At 46.3% G+C, this 21650-nt stretch carries 16 protein-coding genes, 2 tRNA genes and 1 rRNA gene; 10 read left to right on the forward strand and 9 right to left on the reverse strand.

Going from position 1 to position 21650, the window contains the following annotated elements:
- Positions 1–78 precede the first annotated feature (78 nt).
- Entirely contained in the window at positions 79–423 is a 345-nt protein-coding gene (gene tnpB / locus HMPREF1534_RS04115; protein WP_005936267.1) for an IS66 family insertion sequence element accessory protein TnpB, read from the reverse strand.
- A gap of 1 nt (position 424) precedes the next feature.
- Entirely contained in the window at positions 425–793 is a 369-nt protein-coding gene (locus tag HMPREF1534_RS04110) for a hypothetical protein (RefSeq protein WP_005936264.1), read from the reverse strand.
- A 345-nt stretch (positions 794–1138) separates the two neighbouring features.
- Between HMPREF1534_RS04110 and HMPREF1534_RS04105 the strand changes: the two genes are divergently transcribed.
- The gene (locus HMPREF1534_RS04105; protein ID WP_004339683.1) at positions 1139–2104 is read left to right on the forward strand and encodes a CfxA family broad-spectrum class A beta-lactamase; all 966 of its coding nucleotides are present in this window, start codon (positions 1139–1141) and stop codon (positions 2102–2104) included.
- Positions 2105–2196: 92 nt separating this feature from the next.
- Here HMPREF1534_RS04105 and HMPREF1534_RS04100 read toward each other — a convergent pair whose 3' ends face one another.
- The 7 genes from HMPREF1534_RS04100 to tnpA all read right to left on the reverse strand — a co-directional run bounded on the left by HMPREF1534_RS04100 (position 2197) and on the right by tnpA (position 9979).
- Positions 2197–3600, reverse strand: coding sequence for a hypothetical protein (locus HMPREF1534_RS04100; RefSeq protein ID WP_004292734.1), 1404 nt, complete (start codon positions 3598–3600; stop codon positions 2197–2199).
- 282 nt (positions 3601–3882) lie between these two features.
- Positions 3883–4998 (reverse strand): DUF6371 domain-containing protein, encoded by a 1116-nt coding sequence (locus tag HMPREF1534_RS04095; protein WP_004292742.1) that lies wholly within the window; start codon positions 4996–4998, stop codon positions 3883–3885.
- A gap of 3 nt (positions 4999–5001) precedes the next feature.
- Complete coding sequence (locus tag HMPREF1534_RS04090) at positions 5002–6099, reverse strand: AAA family ATPase (RefSeq protein ID WP_004348225.1); 1098 nt, start codon at positions 6097–6099, stop codon at positions 5002–5004.
- Between the two features lie 5 nt (positions 6100–6104).
- Positions 6105–6479, reverse strand: coding sequence for an excisionase family DNA-binding protein (locus HMPREF1534_RS04085; RefSeq protein ID WP_004338328.1), 375 nt, complete (start codon positions 6477–6479; stop codon positions 6105–6107).
- A 199-nt stretch (positions 6480–6678) separates the two neighbouring features.
- Positions 6679–7536 carry a transposon Tn4555 protein TnpC gene (gene tnpC / locus HMPREF1534_RS04080; RefSeq protein WP_004339687.1) on the reverse strand — a complete coding sequence of 286 codons (858 nt, stop codon included), beginning with the start codon at positions 7534–7536 and terminating at the stop codon, positions 6679–6681.
- A gap of 247 nt (positions 7537–7783) precedes the next feature.
- Positions 7784–8902 (reverse strand): tyrosine-type recombinase/integrase, encoded by a 1119-nt coding sequence (locus HMPREF1534_RS04075; protein WP_004338318.1) that lies wholly within the window; start codon positions 8900–8902, stop codon positions 7784–7786.
- Positions 8903–9043: 141 nt separating this feature from the next.
- The gene (tnpA, locus tag HMPREF1534_RS04070; RefSeq protein ID WP_004292844.1) at positions 9044–9979 is read right to left on the reverse strand and encodes a transposon Tn4555 protein TnpA; all 936 of its coding nucleotides are present in this window, start codon (positions 9977–9979) and stop codon (positions 9044–9046) included.
- Positions 9980–10321: 342 nt separating this feature from the next.
- Between tnpA and HMPREF1534_RS04065 the strand changes: the two genes are divergently transcribed.
- The 9 genes from HMPREF1534_RS04065 (at position 10322) to HMPREF1534_RS04025 (ending at position 21203) form a co-directional block, all read left to right on the forward strand.
- Positions 10322–11539: a TIGR04150 pseudo-rSAM protein gene (locus HMPREF1534_RS04065; protein WP_081619639.1), complete on the forward strand. Its 1218-nt coding sequence runs from the start codon at positions 10322–10324 to the stop codon at positions 11537–11539.
- A 6-nt stretch (positions 11540–11545) separates the two neighbouring features.
- Positions 11546–13753, forward strand: coding sequence for a peptidase domain-containing ABC transporter (locus HMPREF1534_RS04060; protein WP_005943078.1), 2208 nt, complete (start codon positions 11546–11548; stop codon positions 13751–13753).
- Positions 13754–13768: 15 nt separating this feature from the next.
- Positions 13769–14743, forward strand: a complete 975-nt coding sequence (locus tag HMPREF1534_RS04055; RefSeq protein ID WP_005943080.1) for an HlyD family efflux transporter periplasmic adaptor subunit — start codon at positions 13769–13771, stop codon at positions 14741–14743.
- A gap of 6 nt (positions 14744–14749) precedes the next feature.
- Positions 14750–15313: a glycoside hydrolase family protein gene (locus HMPREF1534_RS04050; protein WP_005943082.1), complete on the forward strand. Its 564-nt coding sequence runs from the start codon at positions 14750–14752 to the stop codon at positions 15311–15313.
- Positions 15314–15320: 7 nt separating this feature from the next.
- Positions 15321–16121 carry a galactosyltransferase-related protein gene (locus tag HMPREF1534_RS04045; protein ID WP_005943084.1) on the forward strand — a complete coding sequence of 267 codons (801 nt, stop codon included), beginning with the start codon at positions 15321–15323 and terminating at the stop codon, positions 16119–16121.
- A gap of 7 nt (positions 16122–16128) precedes the next feature.
- A complete protein-coding gene (locus tag HMPREF1534_RS04040) occupies positions 16129–17874 on the forward strand; it encodes a glycosyltransferase (protein ID WP_005943086.1) in 1746 nt (581 codons plus the stop codon).
- 1524 nt (positions 17875–19398) lie between these two features.
- Positions 19399–20928: ribosomal RNA gene (locus HMPREF1534_RS04035) — 16S ribosomal RNA — on the forward strand.
- Positions 20929–21039: 111 nt separating this feature from the next.
- Positions 21040–21113: transfer RNA gene (locus HMPREF1534_RS04030), tRNA-Ile, on the forward strand.
- A gap of 16 nt (positions 21114–21129) precedes the next feature.
- Positions 21130–21203, forward strand: a tRNA-Ala gene (locus tag HMPREF1534_RS04025).
- Positions 21204–21650: the final 447 nt, after the last annotated feature.

Genomic DNA, 21650 nt, shown 5'->3' on the forward strand with positions numbered 1-21650 from the left:
TACGAAAAATCAGGCAGTTACGCAAACTTTTTATCGATTATTTTTGTATTATTCCATTGTAAATCAACGCCTTATTATTCATTCTTTAGGAGTTACATACATTCTGTCGACTACGATACTTTCCGTCAGGTAAGCCATGTCAGACCACTGTATCCGGTAGCATTTTGACACCTCGTCAAACACAGGTTTCTTGAACTTTCCAATGACAGGACGTTTCTCGTAAAGCACATAAAAACCGCGTTCGTAATGAAGTATCTTGACGACCTTCCGGTTACGGGACATGAACATATATACATTGGACGCATCACTAGGGTCAAGTGACATCTCTTGCCTTATACTTTCACACAAACGGAAGATGCCTTTCCGTAAATCCACATTACCGTTGAACAGGTAATAGTTCAGGTTAGCACTCAGTCCAAGCATATCATCCTATCATTTTATTAAGCAACAGACTCAGATCAAGAACGCTGGTGTTTCTCAGAAACAATGTCGCTCCAGATGTCAATTGCAGTTTCACCCACTTAATAGGAGGTTCGCCTTCCGGTTGTTTCACTTCCATCTTAACAGTTGGACTGTTGCAAGGTTTACCGGTTATCTGGACTTTAGCAACCTTGGGCTGATCAACCTGAACTGTCTTGCCTAACTTCTCGCTCCAAAGCTGATGACGTTGCCAGTTCATGAACTTGTCGTAGTTTACTCCATAATCCGCACAGAACTCGCGAAGATCCTTGGTCTCGCTGCATAACTGGTAGAGGTCATATACCTCCTGATAGTTTACTTTTTCTTTCGCCATAATCATTGTTGTTATTTGGTTATGGCGCAAAGGTAGGTTTGTGAATAATGTGCGTCAAGGCGGAAAATAGAATGCTTACCATAGGCATCATTGGCTTGACAGGAAAGACCCGATTTGACAGTCTTGAATGATGGGCGCAGCAATTACGAAGTACGGGTCTGGGTACGGATTAAAAGGCTAAGTGATTATTTCCAGTCATTTAGCCTTTTTAATTATCTAATTTTTCCCCACATTTTCCCCACAGCTGTCTATTTATATATTTTAGAAACATATTTTTCCGTAAATTTATGTACCTTTGTCGGCAAATAAAGATATTCTCGTCAAACAAATATAAATAATATAAACATGGAAAAAAACAGAAAAAAACAAATCGTAGTTTTGAGTATAGCTTTAGTTTGCATTTTCATCTTGGTATTTTCATTGTTCCATAAATCAGCGACAAAAGATAGCGCAAATCCTCCTTTAACAAATGTTTTGACTGATAGCATTTCTCAAATTGTCTCAGCTTGTCCTGGCGAAATTGGTGTGGCGGTTATTGTTAATAACAGAGATACGGTTAAGGTCAATAATAAGAGTGTTTATCCTATGATGAGTGTGTTTAAGGTTCATCAGGCATTAGCTCTTTGTAATGACTTTGACAATAAAGGAATTTCACTTGATACCTTAGTAAATATAAATAGGGATAAACTTGACCCAAAGACTTGGAGTCCTATGCTGAAAGATTATTCAGGGCCAGTCATATCATTGACAGTGAGAGATTTGCTGCGTTATACTCTTACTCAGAGTGACAACAATGCAAGCAACCTTATGTTTAAGGATATGGTTAATGTCGCTCAAACAGATAGTTTTATAGCCACACTCATTCCTCGTTCAAGTTTTCAGATAGCTTATACGGAAGAGGAAATGTCGGCTGACCATAACAAGGCTTACTCTAACTATACATCTCCTCTTGGTGCTGCAATGTTGATGAATCGTTTGTTTACTGAAGGTCTTATCGATGATGAGAAACAAAGTTTCATTAAGAATACGTTAAAAGAATGCAAAACAGGTGTAGATAGGATAGCAGCTCCACTTCTTGATAAAGAAGGGGTTGTTATAGCGCATAAGACAGGTTCAGGTTATGTTAATGAAAATGGTGTTCTTGCAGCTCACAATGATGTTGCCTATATATGTCTGCCTAATAATATCAGTTATACCTTAGCGGTATTTGTTAAGGATTTCAAGGGAAATGAATCACAAGCGTCACAATATGTTGCGCATATATCAGCTGTAGTATATTCTTTATTAATGCAAACTTCAGTAAAATCTTAAACTGCACTTGCTTTGATAATTAATGATAAACAATCTAAAAGCACTCTAATCGTTATCGGAGTGCTTTTAGATTACTAATCAAATTGCTTCTATTATAATTTGAATCCTCTACTTTTTCTTTCTTCCTGTTGCGGCACTCTTGCTCCATATCTAAGCCTGTGCCATTGCTCCCTGAACCAGTCGGCAATCGGCTTCCTGTTTATTGTCAGGTTCAGCCTGCTTTCATCGTCAGGGTCATTTTCCACCCTTAAAATATCATCCTTTATATCAAAGTTCCGCCTGTGTTGCTCGGAATAGATTTTACCGCTACATTTCAGGGCTTCTTTTTTGACTATAAGACTTTCAGTCATTTCTTTAGAGAATCCCAGCATGGCACAAAACTTTTCCATGCGCAGCATTTCCCTGAACATCGGAAACCACCTGAAAGCCTTGTCTATGATTCTGGCGAGCCGTGACAGTTCTTTTTCTTTCATGTCAAGTTCCTGCCTGTGCATTTCTCTGAGATTGTGGATTTGCGTATCATGCTGTTTCTGCATCTGCTGTACTTGGCTCTGCAATTTTTCAATATTGGTGTTCCGTTTTGAAACCTCGTCTTGCAGTTTTTCGTTGGCACGTTCCAGTTCTTTCAGTTTTCCACTCCCGAAAAGAGAAGCAACTCCACTAGTTATGGCTGTCGCTGCCGTGGTGGCTGTCTTCTTTAACTTGTCAGTGCGTATTTCTGATTTCACCTGTTTCAGTTCCTGCTCGGCAAGATTTATCTGTTCTTCTTTGTGCCGTTTGGCTGCATCCATGCGTTGCAGTTCAGCTTTCTGCTTCTCAATGATAAAGTCGTTCCGTTCCAGATGCTCCTTACCAGTGACAGCCTTTGACTGCCCGCGTTCCATCAGCAGGATGTCGGATGCAAGGGTCTGCATCTGCATCATGTCATCGTCATTGAGCTTTCGGCTCTTTCCTGTTTCGTGGTTCATCCAGTCGAAAACGATATGGGCATGATAGTTCGGCTTGAACCATCTGTCCCCGACTTTGAAGCTTTCCCTGTCTTCCGCTTCCGGCTGACCGTTCAGCCAATGCCCTTCATCCTTGTGCAGGAAGATTTGCAGCGGTGTGATTCCCCAGCGTCTTTGACACTCCTCACCGAATTTACGCACGTCTGCCAGTGTGGTGTCCGACCTGACAAGCAGCACTCCTTCACGTATGGGGGAGCATCCCGCAATCTTGACTATTTTACCGTTCTTGCCTTTGCGTTCACGCTCCTTTTCCTGCATGGCACGTCCGGTCTTTTCCTTTACCATCTGTCTGATATTGTCATAATGCATCCGCAAATCCGGACTGCCGAAGTCGGGATTTATCCACTGTTCGTTATCGGTGGATAGTTCAGGAACGACATAGATTCTGGACTCTCCGATGTGGCGCATGTATTCGGCAGTCCTCCTGTTGTGAGCCTCGCTCGATGCGATGTTGCAGGGCTTGATATGTATGCTTGATTTTGTTGCCATAGATACTTGTTTTTTGGTTTGTACTTTATTGTTTGCTTTTCCGCTGTCCGTAAACGCATGGGGTTCTTAGGGGTGCAACCCATAAGCGGAGATTGCAAAGAGAGGGTCACTCTTTGCTCTGGGTTCTCAGGGGAGAAACGCCCTGAGTGGGTCATTAGGGTAAAACCCTAATCCCCTCGGGAGAGCCCACAACTACGTAAGCGGAGCGTGTAGTTATAGTGGGCTATATCAATGGCAAGCCATTGTCTGCAAACTCCAGCCTACGGCTTCCGCTCTCCTCCGTCAGGGAGGTTTTTCATCATCGTTGCCGATTGGAGATGCACCGACCAGCACAAGGTCTAAATCGTCTATCAGTTTTTGCAGGACGGGATTCTTCTCTATCATCCGCTGGAGGATTCTCTCAGCCTCGACCAAGTGGTTGGCTGTACTCATCACCTTGCCCTCCCGTATCTGAAAGATAATCCAATCGGCTATGTCGATATGGGCTTCTTTTTGTTTCGGGGTGGCATTCCTTTCGATGATGTCCGAAACCACCACCTTACAAAAGTACATGCTCTCGGCTCGCTGTTTCCACTCGGCATAAGCATCGGCATCGGGAAAGAGAAGCACGGTTCGCCCTGACAGTACACGGAGTTTCTCTTCTCTCATCTGACTCTTACCACCCGTAGCCAGCCATACATAATCGGGGAAGATAGCAGAACCGATAACGGCACTCTTCTCGGATTCCACCAAGACCACCACCTTGTCGGGATGCGTTTTCAACAAGTGTTCCCCGAAAAGGCATTGGGATAGTTGCCAATCCTCTGCCAACACACGCTGCTTTTTCAATATGCTGTGTATCCAGTTCACTGCCGATGTCTGTCCTCCCTTGATACGGTGTCCGTCTTCGGGATTGTACTGCATCACCTTTCCCGTGCGTACCTTGCCCGTCCTGTCTATCTGCCAAAAGATAACAGAGCCGTCACGGGTAGCCCCCAAACGGTATTCCTCCAACAACCGCTTCAACACCTCTTTCGCCTTGTCGCCATAGTAGGAAGTAAGGAGTGTGAAGAGGAAACGGAAGAAATTGCTACGCTCGCTTTGCGACTTCTCCACATAGTGAGGGGGAATATAGCCGATGGCTGTCGGCTTACTTTGCTGCTTCACTTTCTTCTGCTCTGCTCTTTGCCTGTCAAAAGAGAAATCATTGGTAGTTCTGTGTTCAGGATGCTCTTGAAAATACTCTTTCGGAGTGTAGTGATACCCACAACCGCTTTCGTGGTTACATCTGCCGACCGATGGATGCAACGGCACATTATTTTCGTCCACGTAATAGACGAAAGAATGCCTGTCTCCGCATTTGGGGCAGGTATGCCGTGTTGCCGTTCCTTTATACTTCTGTAATGAATAATTGCCCATAGCTTAGTCCGTTTTTGATGGTTGATTGTCGGCTGTCCCATCCTGTCCCATTGTCCCACACTCTAAGGGTTGGGACAGTGGGACACTTGGGACACCTGCGTTTTTACTCTCTTTGCTGCGCTGGATGATACGGTTTACGGTGGACTTGCCACAATTCACCTGTGAGGCTATCTCCCTGACGGACTTGCCCGATTGGGAGAGTTGCAGAATTTGGCAATCCCTTTGGCTTGATTCATTGTCGCCCAATTTTTTCAAGTGTTCCTTTTCCGTGGAATAGCCCCTGAACACGAACTGCAAGAAAGCATCCACCTTGTCAATCTCGTAAACGATTACATTATCCGCATCATGAGAGAACGTGCCATAGCGCACTTTAAGCTGCTTCACATAGCGAAGCCCTCCGTCTTGGGCACTTTTTCCAATGGTGAACACGCTGTCAAAGAAATTGTAGAGCCGTTTGCTTCCGGCAAGGTCGTTGGATGTGATGGGACAATCCAAAGAGCGTTTGGGCGTATGTGCTAGGACAAGGATAGAGAGCGCATATCTCTTTTTGAGATTGTTCAGCTGAATCATCAGCCGTCCTGCGGCATCGCCTTTCTCCATGGCGCAACACAGGTAGGTAAGATTGTCAATGATGAAAATCTTGCAGTCGGTCTGCACAGCCATCTGTTCAATGCCGCCTATGATAGCTTCCTCAAAGTTGGCATCCAAAAGCTGGTTGCAGTCAATAGACACCCGATAGAGTTTGTCGGGAAAGGTGTAGAGCTCTCCATGCTCGTTGGTATAGCGGAGCTGGAACTGCTTTTCGGACAGTTCAAAGTCCAGATACAGCACATTGTCGGTTCGGGCGATGCGGTCGGCTATCTGCACGGCAAGGATGGACTTGCCCACGTTGGAATCGGCAAACAAGCAGGAGAGTTCCCCCTCGTACCAAAAGCTGTCCCACAGCGCACGGGGCGTAGGCAATAACGATGCTTCAAGAATGGTTTGGTTTGCCGTCTTGATATTCATCATGCCTACACTGTCGGGCATACCGTTATGCGCTTGGGATGCTTTTGTGAGGTCGCCACGTATCAGGTTGATATAGTTCTTATCCTCTTCCATATCATTCACCAGTTACGTGGGTTGGGCTTGCGACGGTGGGAAGAGGATAAGGACTTGTTCAGTTCCTCGTCTGACAACGGTATGGGATTCTTTCGGGCGGTTTCCAGCCACTTGTCCAGTTCGTCACGGTAAAGGCAATAGCGTTTGCCGGGCTTGGTGGCAGGGATTGTCCCTTCTGACAGTTTCATGTAGAGCGTACCCTTAGGGATACCTAAATACTCTGCTGCCTCGTCCACAGACATGGGCACGTGGGTGTCCACCGTTTTGGCATTGTTCACACTGCGCTGCTCGGCGAGCAGGCTTTTCAGGCTCATCACTTCGTCTCGAAGCTGAGCGACAACCTCGGGGAGGTCGTTGAAGGTAAGAATTGATTTTTCCATTCGCGTACTCGTCTCTTTTGTAAGACTTGGCGCAAAGGACTGAAATGATATATCCGTGAATATCTCCACGACACGTCATTGCAAAATAATTCCCGAATAATTAAGCCCAGCCATAAATGACGGGTAAAATTACTCGGGAAACGATGTAAAACAGGCGGTTATGAGTTACCGGATGGTTGTCGTTGGTGTCGTGATTATCCTAATTCCGCACATAATCCTCGGGATAGTGGAAATCAAGTTTGCCGTTTTCGGGTTCATCAATGGGAATTTCCGTCTTTAACGGCTCTACCTTGAAATTCTTGATGGTTGATAAGTCTGTATCAGCAAACGATTTCGGGAAAAGGGCTTTGATGAACTTGGCACGGTTATCCCCATTGTAGTATCTCTTGTACAGGAAACGCTCAGAGATATTCCATACGAAGTGACGGAGTGGAATGTTGTTGATGTCTTTGGTAAACGGTCTTTGTATGGGCTTCGGGGTATAAGTGTTAAGATTCATCCATTTGTCCACCTCAGTACAGATGTGGTTCACGGTTTCTTGGTCGGCAATGCGAGGCAGGTAATAATGGCAATACTCCATGACCATGCGGATGCGCTCTTCCTTTTCCCGTTGCTCTCTGCTTGCGTAATTGGCACGGTTCTTTTCGTGAAGATCCGGGGCGATAGTAAGCTCTATCGGTTGTGTTTGGATAAGTGTCTCTTCTTTTGTCGGGGATGATTCGGGTACAGGCTCAGGGACTGATGTAGGTCCAGGCACAGATGTGGCTTCTTCAAGTGTATTTTGTGACAGTTCTTCCTGCACCTCTATGGCTTCGGCAATCGTTTCTTTCTTGCCGAACTTGATTTTGTAGATTTCGTATGTATCAAAGATAAGTGTCTGAAAGGAGAGATAGAGCAACCATCCCAACAGGTTACAGCATACGAATACTATCCACCTGACAAAGTTGTCTTGGTTGAAGCTGTCCGCTATTACCAGCGTGGCAATGGAAGATATTAGGACGATGGCGAAGCCGACAAAGCCCAAGATGATGTATTTGTCCTTGATTGATGATTCCATATTTCGTTGAGAGATTGAATGTTCCTGTATTATTTTGTGCAAAGTTAATGCTATTTTTCCCAATTACTGCCCGTTATTTGCGGTTAGAACGGTCTTTTTCAATGTATTTCACGAAATGTCATCATATCATACTCTGTTTCATACTCTGAGGGGCTTATAAATGGTGGCATCAAGCCAAAAACATAGAGGGGCGATTATAGCCTTGTAGCCATAACCGCCCCTCTGAATACCTGTCAATGTGAGACATTTATGCCTCCTTGCGCTTCAAGGTTATCTTGTCCACCACCTGACACATCTGCTGCGCTGCTATCTTGGAATAGATTTGTGTGGTGGTAATGTTCTTATGTCCGAGATAGGCTTGGATGACAGCCATGTCCGTTCCCATTTCCACGTGCAGGCTTCCGAAGCTGTGGCGGGTACAGTGAAAGGTGATTTTCTTGGTTATCCCTGCTGCCGTGAGCCACCGTTGGAGTGGTCCTTGCAGCATCTTGTCCTTGAAATCCTCAAAGATAAGTCCCTCGCCCCGTTCTCCCAGCAGTCCATAGGCTTCATCACTGATGGGGTTATGCACTATTTCTTTGGTTTTCTGCATACGGGTGGTAACGAACATCCTGCCGTTGGTGTATGGTTGTATCTGCTGCCACGTGAGCTGTCTGATGTCGCTCTTTCTCAGTCCCGTAAGACAGGCGAAAAGAAAAGCTTTTTTCAAGACCTCCTCCTCACAGGGTGTTTCGGCAAGCCGTATCAGTTCCTCTTGGCTCAAATGCTCCCTGATGGTGGGAATGCACTCGATGCGGTCTAAGAAGCCGTTTGGGTTCTCCTTTATCTTCCTGTCACGGTAAGCGGTGTGCAGCACGGCACGGAAAGTTGACCAATAGCCTGCTGCGGAGTTGATGTGCAGCTTTTGGTTGGTGTGGATGGATTGGGGTGCATCAAGCAGGTATTCCATGAACTTGCGGCACAAATCCACATCCACCTCCTCAAAGGTGCATTTGCCGTTCACGAACCGCTGGAAATGCTTGTATACGTGCTGCCACTTGATATTCTTGCGGTCAGCCAGTCCTTTGAAATAGGCAAGGAAATCGCCCTTCATCTTGGTCTTGTCAAAAAAGCCGTTGTTTTCATTGAAAATGGCTTCGTAGCGCTGGTTGCGCAGGATGACCGCTTTCTTCATCATGCGTGCGTTGAAGTCCCGTTCCTGCTGGTTTGCAGGTTTGGCGAAGATGTAAATTCCTAAGGCTTCACGTGTAATCACTCTCATGGTGACATTGTCACGGTAGCCGGGATAGTAGTCAAGGCATAGTGAATACTGTGTCCCGTTCTTAATCTTGCGCTTACGCAAGGTAACTGTTTTGCATTTACTCATAATAATTATGTTTTAATTGGTTGTATACATTTTGGAGTTGTATCCATGTTTCCGATGGCAAAGGAACAACGTGAAATATCCGTGAATACCTCCACGATACATCATTTTGAAATAATTTTCGATAATCCCGATTTTTCACGGTTATTTGTTCCTTTCAGCCATGACACGCTCCACATCTGAGCGCAAAAGCAGGTTTTTCACACCCACCTTTATCTTTTCGATGTGCTTCACCTTGACGATATGGCAGATGTTGGCTGACGAAAGACCATAGATTTGCTGCACCTGCTCAACGGTATAGTAGCGTTCATCGTTCACAAGGTCAGTTCTGCGGAGTTCGTTCAAATGTGATTTGGAGTAATAGGTACGCCCGTACTCTCTTTTAGTGGGTATCTTATGGCGATAGGTGTAGGCACGGAGTGCGGTCGGCTTCATGCCGAACAGTTCCTCCACCTCCTCGGTCAGTAGCCAGTCGGTAATTTCGCTAATATCAACTGCCACACCGAAAAACTCGTCAATATGCTTCTTGCTGTAATAGTTCTTTCCTGCGATACGGCAGATGGGGATATGGTTACGCTTGGCGGAAGTGTAAAGCCATGACTGCTTTACCTTAAAAAGGGACATCACCTCCTCGCCCGAATAGAAGTCCAACACTTCTTCGCTTTCCTTTTCCCTTTTTTCTCTTTTGGCAGGTAAGGAAGATGAAGATGATTTCCTTGGTGTGGAGGTGTTGCCGGGCAGGATGCGGTGATAGGGATTGCCCTCCAACATCTGCTCGATGTCGGCTCTGCGGATGAATGCCATGCGGTTGCTGATGCGTGAGGCTTTCAGCTTGCCGATGGCTACAAGTTTGTAAATGTACTGTCGGGAACAGCCCATGAGGATGGCTGCTTTGGAAAAGGTGAGATACTCCTGATGCTGTATCTCCATCAAGGGTTGGGCGACTTTGAAGAGGTTGTTCTTCTGCATCACTCTGGCTCGTTTGGCTTCTGCCTGACAAGCCTCACTGCAATATCTTTGCATACCGCTTCGGGTTACAAAGGACTTGCCGCAAAAACTGCATTTTCTGGTTGCTTTCATACCGTTTTATCGTTTAATGGTTCATTTCTTCAATCCTATATCTCTGAAATGGTAAACGGATGTGAACGGAAGTCAACCATTGTCGCTTTTCTACACAGTGTGACTGTTTCCGCATATCGGGGCGGTTATTGTCGCTTGTCGTAAACGGTTGTAAACCCTTGTCAACTGTCTGCACGGTGTGACAAAAAACAAGCCCCGCAAATTCTCCACGTCAGAAATACGTCTCAAAAATATGTGGAAATTTGGGAAGCGACAAATGGCAACCGAAAAGTGTTAAATTTTAGAATATGCTGGTAATTAAAGATTTACACTCGGATATTTCTGATTAGTTTTGGTTGTTCTATGGTTATAAATACAAAAAAACTTTTAATAATATATCCTAGCACTTTCATATGGAAAGATAATAGACAAGTTGTTATGTACAATAGCCAATCACATATGTTATATTATTTTTTATGCAATGAAATAACGGAATACTATTGTGACCATTTGTTGGATATGACTAATTTATATGTAATTGAAATAGAAGAAAGTCATATAACAAATGGTAATTTGATTGATTGGTTACATAATATCGAACAACTCAAAATGGGATATGTGGATGAGATTCAAGAAACTAAAACATTTATAGTTAGTTTCCCTCCTCTTCTAAACTTACAATCTGATATAGACAGAATTGAAGCTGCAGAAGATAGAGATGTCGGTGAGTATGCTGCTCAAAACTGGAATGAGTTTTCCATTTACTTGGGAGGTGAAAGTAAATTTCCTAATTTGCACAAACAAATCCCATATCCTGTGGATGACAGTAGCATACTGCCTTTTTATGACTTACAAGCATTTTTGTCTTCCTCTGATAATTCATATCTAAATACTATAAATATCATAGGGAATCCGTTTTCTTACCCTTATAAAGCAGAATTAATGGATTTACTTTACAGTATTCCAGTAAAAAAGAATTTTTATCTGACAGCTTCAACTGCCTGCCGGTTCATTAAAGAGATACAACAAATAGATTTACCCAATTATGAACTGTACATTTACTATGAGCAAGAAGAAGCGAGCATTCACCATATACTGACTGAAAAACAGATTCCTTTCCATTGGATATATCTCATTTCTTCTGAAAAGCAATATGAAGACCTGGAGAAACTGGAAACAAAGTATGGAAATGAATATGTAGAAGTTCATCCTATATATACAGGAGACAACCTACCTTTCTTTGAAGAGAATGTTTATTTGGCTGAAGAAGACATATTACAATCCAATTATGACAAGCAGGATATATTTGCACATCAAGTAATGAACACCAACTTTTGGGGAAGACTTTCTGTATTACCTGATGGAAAAGTTTATTCCAATTTAAATCATCCACCATTAGGCACATTAAAAGATAGAGTATATGATTTAATTGTTGATGAGATGAAATCCAAAAGGGCTTGGCGTTGGATACGTGATGAAGTATCGCCATGCAAAGATTGTCTATTCCGTTATCTATGCCCTTCTCCCTCCAATTATGAGTTGGTAATAGGAAAACCCAATCTTTGTCATGTAAAACCATAAAGTAAAATGAAGACCTTCCCCCACTACCTCCAGTTGGATGCGATGGACTGCGGCCCCACCTGCCTGCGTATGATAGCCAGATATTACGGCAAGAACTATTCGCTGCAGACGCTCCGCGAACGCTCCTTCATCACACGCGAGGGGGTATCCATGCTGGGCATCAGTGACGCGGCGGAATCCATCGGTTTCCGCACATCGGGAGTGAGGATTACCCTGAAGCAACTGGAGGAAGACGTGCCGCTTCCGTGCATCCTGCACTGGAACCAGAACCACTTCGTGGTGTGCTATGACATCAGGAAGAAAAGGAACGGATACAGGTTCCATATAGCCGACCCCGCCTCGCAGAACGTCATATACACCGAACAGGAGATGAAGAGGTGCTGGCTGGTGACAAGGACGGAAGGGAAAGAAAAGGGAACGGCACTCGCCCTGGAGCCGGCCCCCGGATTCTATGAACAGGAGGACGAAAAGGAGAAGGACGGCAGGAACAGCCTCTCCTTCTTCTTCAAGTACCTGTTGCCCTATAAAAGACAAATCGCTCACTTACTTCTGGGGATGTTGGCTGTGAGCCTCTTGCAGCTGATATTCCCTTTCCTTACGCAATCATTGGTGGATGTCGGGATTCGGGACGGGAACCTGGGCTTTATCACGCTGATTCTGATAGCCCAGCTCGTCGTCTCCGTTTCCCAGCTTTCCGTGGAGTTCATACGGAGCTGGATATTGCTCCACATGAACACGCGCATCAACATATCACTCATATCCGACTTCCTGATAAAGCTGATGAAGCTGCCGCTGCGTTTCTTCGACACCAAGATGATAGGGGACATCATGCAGCGCATCGGAGACCATAACCGCATCGAGAGCTTCCTCACCGGCTCATCGGTCGCAACGCTGTTCTCGTTTGTCAATTTCTTCATCTTCGGGTGGATACTGGCCTGTTACAATCCGGTCATACTGGGCATATTCCTGGCAGGGAACACGCTGTATGTGTGCTGGGTGCTCGTGTTCATGAAATACAGGAGGGAACTGGACATCAGGCGGTTTGCACAGGCGGCCGGGGAACAGAGCAGCCTGATACAGCTGGTGACCGCCATGCAGGAGATAAAGCTGAACAACTGCGAGAAGCAGAAAAGATGGCAGTGGGAAAGGATTCAGGTGAAACTTTTCAAAATCAGCATCCGGGGGCTGGCACTGGGACAGGTGCAGCAGACGGGCTCCGTCTTCTTCAACCGGACCACGAACATCATCATCTCCTTCATCGCTGCCAAGGCGGTGGTGGACGGACAGATGACCCTGGGCATGATGGTGTCGCTGACCTACATCATCGGGCAGCTCAACGGCCCGGTCACGTCGTTCATCGGGTTCGCACAGCAGCTGCAGGATGCGAAGATAAGCCTCGAAAGGCTCAATGAGATACACGGGAAGGAGGACGAGGAGCAGGACATCGCCTCCAAGCTCTCCGCCCTGCCCGAAAAGAGGGACATCACGCTCAGCCACGTGTCCTTCAGCTATGACGGCGCGGACCGGGACTACGTGCTGGACGACGTGTGCCTGAGCATCCCCCGGCACAAGGTGACCGCCATCGTGGGTGCCAGCGGCAGCGGAAAGACCACGCTGGTCAAGCTGATGCTGGGATTCTACACGCCCGGCAAGGGGAGCATCAGGCTGGGAGAGACGCCGCTGGGAATGATAAACCCGCACCTGTGGAGGGCAAAGAGCGGGGCGGTGATGCAGGACGGATTCATATTTTCCGATACCATCGCGAACAACATTGCCGTAGGCACCGAACAGCCGGACATCGAACGGCTGAGGCATGCCGTGAGCGTGGCGAACATCAGGGAATTCATCGACTCGCTCCCGCTGGGCTACAACACCAGAATCGGCATGGAGGGGAACGGACTCAGCCAGGGGCAGAAACAGAGGCTGCTGATAGCAAGGGCCGTGTACAAGAATCCCGAATTCCTCTTCTTTGACGAGGCGACCAACGCCCTGGATGCCAACAACGAGAAGGAGATAATGGAACACCTGCACGAGTTCTACCGGGGAAAGACCGTAGTGGTGGTGGCGCACCGGCTCAGCACGGTGCGCGACGCGGACAAGATTGTGGTGCTGGACAAGGGGAAAGTGGCCGAAGAGGGCACGCACCGGGAACTGACGGAGAAACGGGGACTGTACTACCGGCTGGTGAAGAACCAGCTGGAACTGGGAAACTAAGGAAAGGAGGAAGGCATGGAAGAGGAACGGACGCACAGGGAGATTGAACTGCGCAGCGAGGAGGTGCAGGAGGTGATGGGCAGGATTCCGCCCGCCATCCTCCGCTATGGGATTGTCGTGCTGCTGGGCATTATGGCCGTCGTCCTTGCAGGAAGCGCCTGCTTCAGTTATCCCGACACGGTGGAGACGGAGTTCACACTCACCACGCAGAACCCGCCCGCCTACATCATGGCGCAGAGCGCGGGAAGGATAGAACAGCTATATACCGCCAACTCCCAGCCTGTCGGAAAGGGCGACATGCTGGGAGTGATAGAGAACGTGGCACGCACCGAAGACCTGTTCGTGCTGCGGGAACGGATGAAGGAATGGAAGCAGGGCGGAAGCCGCACCGAGCAGGTGGGTACGCTCTTTTTCCACCGGATAGCGGAGCTGGGAAGTGTGCAGGCGGCGTATTCGTCCTGCCTGCTGGCCTGGAACAACTACCTTCAGCACATGCAGGAAAGCAGGACGTATGAGACAGAAGTGGCCAACACCGTGGCGGGTCTGCTCAACGCCGTGGCCGAATGGGAGAAGAACTATCTGCTGACAGCCCCCGCGGATGGGACGGTGGCGTTCATGCAGCTGTGGAAAAGGAACCAGTACGTGGAGGCGGGAGAGACCATGTTTGTCATTGTCCCCCATGACGCAGCCCTTCCGGTGGGCAAGGCCCTGCTGCCCATGGAGGGAATAGGGAAAGTCCGGACGGGGCAACGGGTCATTATCCGGTTGCCGGCGTTTCCCGAACAGGAGTTCGGAACCATAGAGGGAAGGGTGGAGTCCGTCTCCCCCGTGCCCGACGAACAGGGAAGGTTTGTACTGGAAATAGCACTGCCGCAGGGACTGACCACCCGCTATGGCAAAGAACTGCCTTTGATAAAGACCATGACGGGAACGGCATCCATCGTCACGAAGGAAAAAAGCCTGCTCAGCAGGTTGCTGAATTTAAAATAAGAGTTTATGCTTAACAAAATGGGAGAAACGATTGCCTTGTTCCGCCTCTATCGCGACACAGGAGAAGAAGAATGGAGCATACGAGCGGAGGAATTGCTGGATGATATATGGAACGGATGTACCGAAGATATGTCATTGGCATACGGAGACGGCCTGTGCGGAATAGGGGCAGGAACGGAATATCTGATACAAAATGGTTTTGTGGAAGGAGACGCGGATGAAATCCTGGCAGAAATAGACAGCAGGGTGTTTGCCGCCATCAATGCCCGCCCACCATTCGATTTAAGCATTGAACAGGGAATATCAGGACTGGCTTGTTATTTATACCATCGGCTTTGCTACAGGAAGGATTCTGAGGAACCGGTCGTGCTGAACTTGAAAGAATACACCATCTATCTCATTGACTGGATAGCTGAAGCCTTACAAGATGATGCTACCGGCAAGGATTATTATGAAGTCTATTTCATTCTGGTCTTATTGCACACTCTGAATATAATGAATGCCAAAATAGAAAATCTATTGGAATGGTGCGACAAGGAAATAACAGCAGCTCATGTAAAGAACCGATAATCAAACGATGACAACCATTATGAAAGACACTCCTTCCATGCCTCCTGTAAGTATTGTGATTCCGTTGCGGATTGAATCAACGGAACGTGAAGCAAACCTGCACTGCGTATTGCAGTATCTGCTCCGGTCGCCGTTTGTATATATTGACTTGCTGGAAGCTGACAAAGAACGCCATTTCTTTTTCACTCATCATGAACGGATACGCTACCGTTTCGTGCATGACGAAGAACCTGTTTTCTATCGCACCCACTACCTGAACGAACTGCTGAGGGAGGCACAACATTCCATAGTCGGTATATGGGATGCGGACGTACTGATACCTGAAGCTCAACTGATTGCTGCCGTATGGCATGTCTTAGGGGGATGCGTCTTATGCTTCCCTTACAATGGGAAATTCCGTTTTCTGGAGAAAGAAAGAAGCAATGCCATTCGGAAAGACATGGATGAGCTGCAGGCCGGAGAAGGTTATTGCCTGCTGGGGCGACCGTCGGTGGGAGGAGCCTTTCTGGTGAATAAAACTAAATATCTGGAAGCGGGAGGTGAGAACGAAGGTTTCTACGGATGGGGGCCCGAAGATGCAGAGAGAGTAAAAAGACTGGAGATTCTGGAATTGCCGATAGCAAGAACGAAAGGATTGCTTTATCATCTCCACCATGAAAGAAAGCCGGATATAGGAGTGGATAATAGAAAAAAGGCACAGCATAACCAGAAAGTACTTCTAAATACTTGCCGGCAAAGCAAGGAAGAGTTGACAAAGGCACTGAAATGCCATACCGGAATATTTTCTTATTTAGACAACCATAACTGAAACCATTATGAATATAGCATTCCTTTCCTCCCTGAACCCGACAGACATACACAACTGGTCGGGAACATTATATTATATGTATCATCATCTGGAGAAAAATTACCGGCTCACTTGGACCGGTCGGCAGCAATTGGAAGAAGCCATCCAATTCCACCGGGAAAACTTCGGGGAAGACACTCCTTTCTCACCGGAGAAATATGCCCGGCTATTCGGAAAGATGCTGACCGATTTATTCCATTATGAATGCTATGACCTGATTATCTGCCGGGACTATTTCTTTTTAGCCTATCTGACAACGGAGATTCCTGTTATATATATTGGTGACACCACTTGCAGACTCTTCAACCAATACTTGAAAATCACAGATTCCCCAAGACTCGATTTAGCCGAAGAACTGGAAGAAAGAGCAATCCAAAAGGCGACACATATTGTATATGCTTCCGAATGGGCCAAAAACAGTGCTATCAACCACTACCATGCAGCACCTGAAAAAATCAGTGTTATAGAGTTCGGAGCCAATATAGACAACATTCCTGAGTATACCGGCCATGATTGTACATCTGCCTGCAACTTGCTCTTTATAGGTAAAAATTGGGAAATGAAAGGCGGGAATAAGGCTATTGACGTTTTCCGTTCTGTAAAACAGAAAGGTATTCCATGCACATTGACCATTATCGGAAGTACACCTGCGCCAATGCCAAAGGATGCAGATATTGTTGTTTATCCTTATATCGACAAGTCATCAGCCGAAGGGCAAAAACTTTTTGAACAAATACTCCGCCAATCCCATTATCTGATTGCCCCTACTCTGTTTGACTGTTTCGGCATTGTATATTGCGAAGCCTCTGCATACGGCATACCTGTACTGACCACCGATGTGGGAGGTATCAGCCAGGCTGTCCGTAATGGGCACAACGGATTCTTGTTTGCTGCCGATGCTCCCGCATCCGATTATGCAGATAAAATCATAGATTTATATACGCATAAAGATAGGTATGCCAATCTCGGAAGAGAATGTAGGAAACATTTTGAAACGTGCTTGAATTGGAATGTTTGGGAGAAGCGCATGAACGACTTGCTTGTTTCCATAAAAGAAAGGGAAGAAGGGACTTATATCCCCGTATACGCCATTAATATGAAAGAAAGGGAGGAAAGAAGGAAACATATCGTTCGTGAATTTGAAGGAAAACCGGAATTTGAATTTCACCTTGTCGAAGCATGCACCCACTCCAAAGGTACGATTGGGCTTTGGAACAGCATAGTAAAGGTGATAAAGATGGCTAAAGAACAGGAAGAGGATGTAATTGTCATCTGTGAAGACGACCACTTCTTTACCGAGAATTATTCCCCCGGACTGTTATTTAAAGAAATCCGGGAGGCGTATATGCAAGGAGCCGAACTCTTATCGGGGGGTATCGGAGGATTCGGACAAGCCATTCCTGTCGGGTATCATCGTTATTGGGTAGACTGGTTTTGGAGTACCCAATTTATTGTTATTTATTCATCTGCGTTTGATACTATCCTGTCCTACGAATTTCAAGAGGATGATACTGCCGATGGGGTACTGTCCGAAATTATTTATAACAAGATGGTGATTTATCCGTTTATCTCGGAACAAAAAGATTTTGGATATTCGGATGTCACCTTGGGAAATATGGAATACCCGGGAAAAATCAGGGAATTCTTCAAAAGGGCCAATGCCAGATTCAAAATGATACGAACCATTCAGGATTTATCTGTGCCCAAGTATTAATGTTTGTCTAAATTCAAACATTCTCAATGGGTATCTTGTTACATTCCATCACCCGGTACACATTTTCCCTGGTGTCTGCTTACCCATACCGGATTGTCGTATGGGATAGACGGGCGCAATAACATATATACGTATAGTCTTATACATACGTATGTGTGGGCCGATACGTATATACGTGCAGGCTCACGCGTATATACGTGTAGGCTCACGCCACCGTATGTGTGATTGACCGATGCGTACATGCACATTAAAAAGAACAGGCAGCTCACACCGAGTGCTGCCAAAAGACCTTGATGTTTTCAAAAAAGATGGTGGCGTTTTAATAAAAGGCTTTGATGTTTCTTAAAAACCTCCAAGTCTTTTTTTTAAAGCCCGGCGTGTTTTTATGTAATGGCAGGTGGAATTCTCTCCTCATTAAGCCGGTCATTCCTCTTTTTCCGTTCATCCTTACATTTTAGTTTTAACAAGCGGATAATCAATCTGTTAAGAATGACAGGACCTCCCCTCATCCTCCTTTCATCCGTGCCTCCCAAGTCCCTTCACAATCTGCCTTCAGCCTTTGTCCCGCCGGAAGAAGTTTTACAGATGAAAGGAGGCTGAAAGGGGGATGACAGGATGTCCCTTCACAACCGAAACCCCTATCGGCAGGACGTTTCGACAGTAGATGAAAGGAGGAAGGAAGAAACAGGTTTCCGCTTGTAGGGCGAAAAAACGCAGTTATTTTTATGGATTCAGTCATTGCACGACAAGCCATTTTAGGTATTTCACGGTTACTGCTTATTTTCCTCCCCCTCTTGCGGTGGATTCAAAGAAACAGTAGACAGCAATAGCAGATAGAGCCCCAAAGTTCTTTGAACTCAACATACCGTCGATGCACGATAAGAACGATGCATTTGTCGGATGAACCATACCCTTTTACATGCGCATACATGCGCGCCCGCAATATAATTATGTGTGTTCCATTTTCTTTCTGTTCTGTTGTTTTCAAAAAGTACTTGTTCTGTCCTGTTGTAAATCAGCGTGTTACAAACAAATTTCAAAAAAGTGTAAGAAAAATCAGATGATATGTTTGGCAGTCAGGTTGAAACCGCCTACCTTTGCATCCGCAATCGAGAGAGATGCGGCACTGAAACAGTGTGTGACTGACTTGGTGAGACAAACGTAGGAGAGTTTCTTCCTTATAAAGGATTCTGCACCCAGTATCTTACCTTAGCGGGGCTAAGGGAGCGAGAACGGATAAGACCTTTTGGAGCATGCAACCAACCGCCTGAAAGAAATTGAAAAAAAACTTTCGAAAATATTTGGTGGTTAAAAATAAATCTCTTACCTTTGCACCCGCTTTTCAAACGAAAGCACATAAAGAAGAGTTCTTTGAAACGATTATAGATAAACAAACAAGTAGTACAAGTCTGCATGTTATATAATATATAATGTGTAGGAAAACAGAAACCGTCAATTATAGATTATTGATAGATTTGGTTCTTGAGCAGATTATCAACTTACGTGTTGAAAAATAATATTTTTACAATGAAGAGTTTGATCCTGGCTCAGGATGAACGCTAGCTACAGGCTTAACACATGCAAGTCGAGGGGCAGCATGGTCTTAGCTTGCTAAGGCCGATGGCGACCGGCGCACGGGTGAGTAACGCGTATCCAACCTGCCTTACACTCTTGGACAGCCTTCTGAAAGGGAGATTAATACAAGATGTTATCATGAGTAAGCATTTTCGCATGATTAAAGGTTTACCGGTGTAAGATGGGGATGCGTTCCATTAGATAGTAGGCGGGGTAACGGCCCACCTAGTCTTCGATGGATAGGGGTTCTGAGAGGAAGGTCCCCCACATTGGAACTGAGACACGGTCCAAACTCCTACGGGAGGCAGCAGTGAGGAATATTGGTCAATGGACGAGAGTCTGAACCAGCCAAGTAGCGTGAAGGATGAAGGTTCTATGGATTGTAAACTTCTTTTATACGGGAATAAACGAATCCACGTGTGGATTTTTGCATGTACCGTATGAATAAGGATCGGCTAACTCCGTGCCAGCAGCCGCGGTAATACGGAGGATCCGAGCGTTATCCGGATTTATTGGGTTTAAAGGGAGCGTAGATGGGTTGTTAAGTCAGTTGTGAAAGTTTGCGGCTCAACCGTAAAATTGCAATTGATACTGGCAGTCTTGAGTACAGTTGAGGTAGGCGGAATTCGTGGTGTAGCGGTGAAATGCTTAGATATCACGAAGAACTCCGATTGCGAAGGCAGCTTACTAACCTGTAACTGACATTGATGCTCGAAAGTGTGGGTATCAAACAGGATTAGATACCCTGGTAGTCCACACGGTAAACGATGAATACTCGCTGTAGGCGATATACGGTCTGCGGCCAAGCGAAAGCATTAAGTATTCCACCTGGGGAGTACGCCGGCAACGGTGAAACTCAAAGGAATTGACGGGGGCCCGCACAAGCGGAGGAACATGTGGTTTAATTCGATGATACGCGAGGAACCTTACCCGGGCTTAAATTGCAACCGAATATGGCGGAAACGCTATAGCTAGCAATAGCGGTTGTGAAGGTGCTGCATGGTTGTCGTCAGCTCGTGCCGTGAGGTGTCGGCTTAAGTGCCATAACGAGCGCAACCCTTGCCGATAGTTACTAACAGGTCATGCTGAGGACTCTGTCGGGACTGCCATCGTAAGATGTGAGGAAGGTGGGGATGACGTCAAATCAGCACGGCCCTTACGTCCGGGGCTACACACGTGTTACAATGGGGGGTACAGAGGGCTGCTACCACGCAAGTGGATGCCAATCCCAAAAACCTCTCTCAGTTCGGATTGAAGTCTGCAACCCGACTTCATGAAGCTGGATTCGCTAGTAATCGCGCATCAGCCACGGCGCGGTGAATACGTTCCCGGGCCTTGTACACACCGCCCGTCAAGCCATGGGAGCCGGGGGTACCTGAAGTGCGTAACCGCAAGGAGCGCCCTAGGGTAAAACTGGTGACTGGGGCTAAGTCGTAACAAGGTAGCCGTACCGGAAGGTGCGGCTGGAACACCTCCTTTCTGGAGAGGACCATCTGAGGTTTTTGTCCTTGTACTACGCGCTTTGTTTATTCATTATAAAGAGAAAGAAGAAGCCGAGTCTAAACAAAGGTAGACTAGGTTGAACCTGACAGTCCTATAGCTCAGTTGGTTAGAGCGCTACACTGATAATGTAGAGGTCGGCAGTTCAACTCTGCCTGGGACTACGAACTCAGTAAGTTCGGGGGATTAGCTCAGCTGGCTAGAGCATCTGCCTTGCACGCAGAGGGTCAACGGTTCGAATCCGTTATTCTCCACTCTCTCTGAAAAGAGAAACGATCTATGACATATTGTACAAGCAAAACAGTAATTTTAGTAGTAAAAAGCTAAAAGTATATATCATCCCGCACTAGTAATAGTGTGCGATAATAAAGAAAGTAAGCAAGGGCGCATGGCGGATGCCTTGGCTCTCGGAGGCGATGAAGGACGTGATAAGCTGCGATAAGCTTCGGGGAGGTGCAAATAACCTTTGATCCGAAGATTTCCGAATGGGACAACCCAATATCTTGAAGAGATATTATCCAACTTAGTTGGAGGCTAACGCAGGGAACTGAAACATCTTAGTACCTGCAGGAAAAGAAAATAATAATGATTCCCCCAGTAGTGGCGAGCGAACGGGGAATAGCCCAAACCGGTTATGTTACGGCATGACCGGGGTAGTAGGACTACGGCATTGCATGAAAACAGCAGAGAAGAACTTTCTG

Origin of the sequence: Phocaeicola massiliensis B84634 = Timone 84634 = DSM 17679 = JCM 13223 (genome assembly GCF_000382445.1) — a bacterium.
In the GTDB taxonomy this organism is placed as follows: Bacteria; Bacteroidota; Bacteroidia; order Bacteroidales; family Bacteroidaceae; genus Phocaeicola; species Phocaeicola massiliensis.

What these genes read in the sequence shown, in the direction of transcription:
- HMPREF1534_RS04100 (WP_004292734.1), bottom strand. Translation starts at nt 3,600, where the DNA reads ATGGCAACAAAATCAAGCATACATATCAAGCCCTGCAACATCGCATCG.
- HMPREF1534_RS04105 (WP_004339683.1), top strand. Translation starts at nt 1,139, where the DNA reads ATGGAAAAAAACAGAAAAAAACAAATCGTAGTTTTGAGTATAGCTTTA.
- HMPREF1534_RS04065 (WP_081619639.1), top strand. Translation starts at nt 10,322, where the DNA reads ATGGTTATAAATACAAAAAAACTTTTAATAATATATCCTAGCACTTTC.
- HMPREF1534_RS04040 (WP_005943086.1), top strand. Translation starts at nt 16,129, where the DNA reads ATGAATATAGCATTCCTTTCCTCCCTGAACCCGACAGACATACACAAC.
- HMPREF1534_RS04050 (WP_005943082.1), top strand. Translation starts at nt 14,750, where the DNA reads ATGCTTAACAAAATGGGAGAAACGATTGCCTTGTTCCGCCTCTATCGC.
- HMPREF1534_RS04110 (WP_005936264.1), bottom strand. Translation starts at nt 793, where the DNA reads ATGGCGAAAGAAAAAGTAAACTATCAGGAGGTATATGACCTCTACCAG.
- HMPREF1534_RS04045 (WP_005943084.1), top strand. Translation starts at nt 15,321, where the DNA reads ATGACAACCATTATGAAAGACACTCCTTCCATGCCTCCTGTAAGTATT.
- HMPREF1534_RS04095 (WP_004292742.1), bottom strand. Translation starts at nt 4,998, where the DNA reads ATGGGCAATTATTCATTACAGAAGTATAAAGGAACGGCAACACGGCAT.
- tnpA (WP_004292844.1), bottom strand. Translation starts at nt 9,979, where the DNA reads ATGAAAGCAACCAGAAAATGCAGTTTTTGCGGCAAGTCCTTTGTAACC.
- HMPREF1534_RS04055 (WP_005943080.1), top strand. Translation starts at nt 13,769, where the DNA reads ATGGAAGAGGAACGGACGCACAGGGAGATTGAACTGCGCAGCGAGGAG.
- tnpB (WP_005936267.1), bottom strand. Translation starts at nt 423, where the DNA reads ATGCTTGGACTGAGTGCTAACCTGAACTATTACCTGTTCAACGGTAAT.
- tnpC (WP_004339687.1), bottom strand. Translation starts at nt 7,536, where the DNA reads ATGGAATCATCAATCAAGGACAAATACATCATCTTGGGCTTTGTCGGC.
- HMPREF1534_RS04060 (WP_005943078.1), top strand. Translation starts at nt 11,546, where the DNA reads ATGAAGACCTTCCCCCACTACCTCCAGTTGGATGCGATGGACTGCGGC.
- HMPREF1534_RS04090 (WP_004348225.1), bottom strand. Translation starts at nt 6,099, where the DNA reads ATGGAAGAGGATAAGAACTATATCAACCTGATACGTGGCGACCTCACA.
- HMPREF1534_RS04085 (WP_004338328.1), bottom strand. Translation starts at nt 6,479, where the DNA reads ATGGAAAAATCAATTCTTACCTTCAACGACCTCCCCGAGGTTGTCGCT.
- HMPREF1534_RS04075 (WP_004338318.1), bottom strand. Translation starts at nt 8,902, where the DNA reads ATGAGTAAATGCAAAACAGTTACCTTGCGTAAGCGCAAGATTAAGAAC.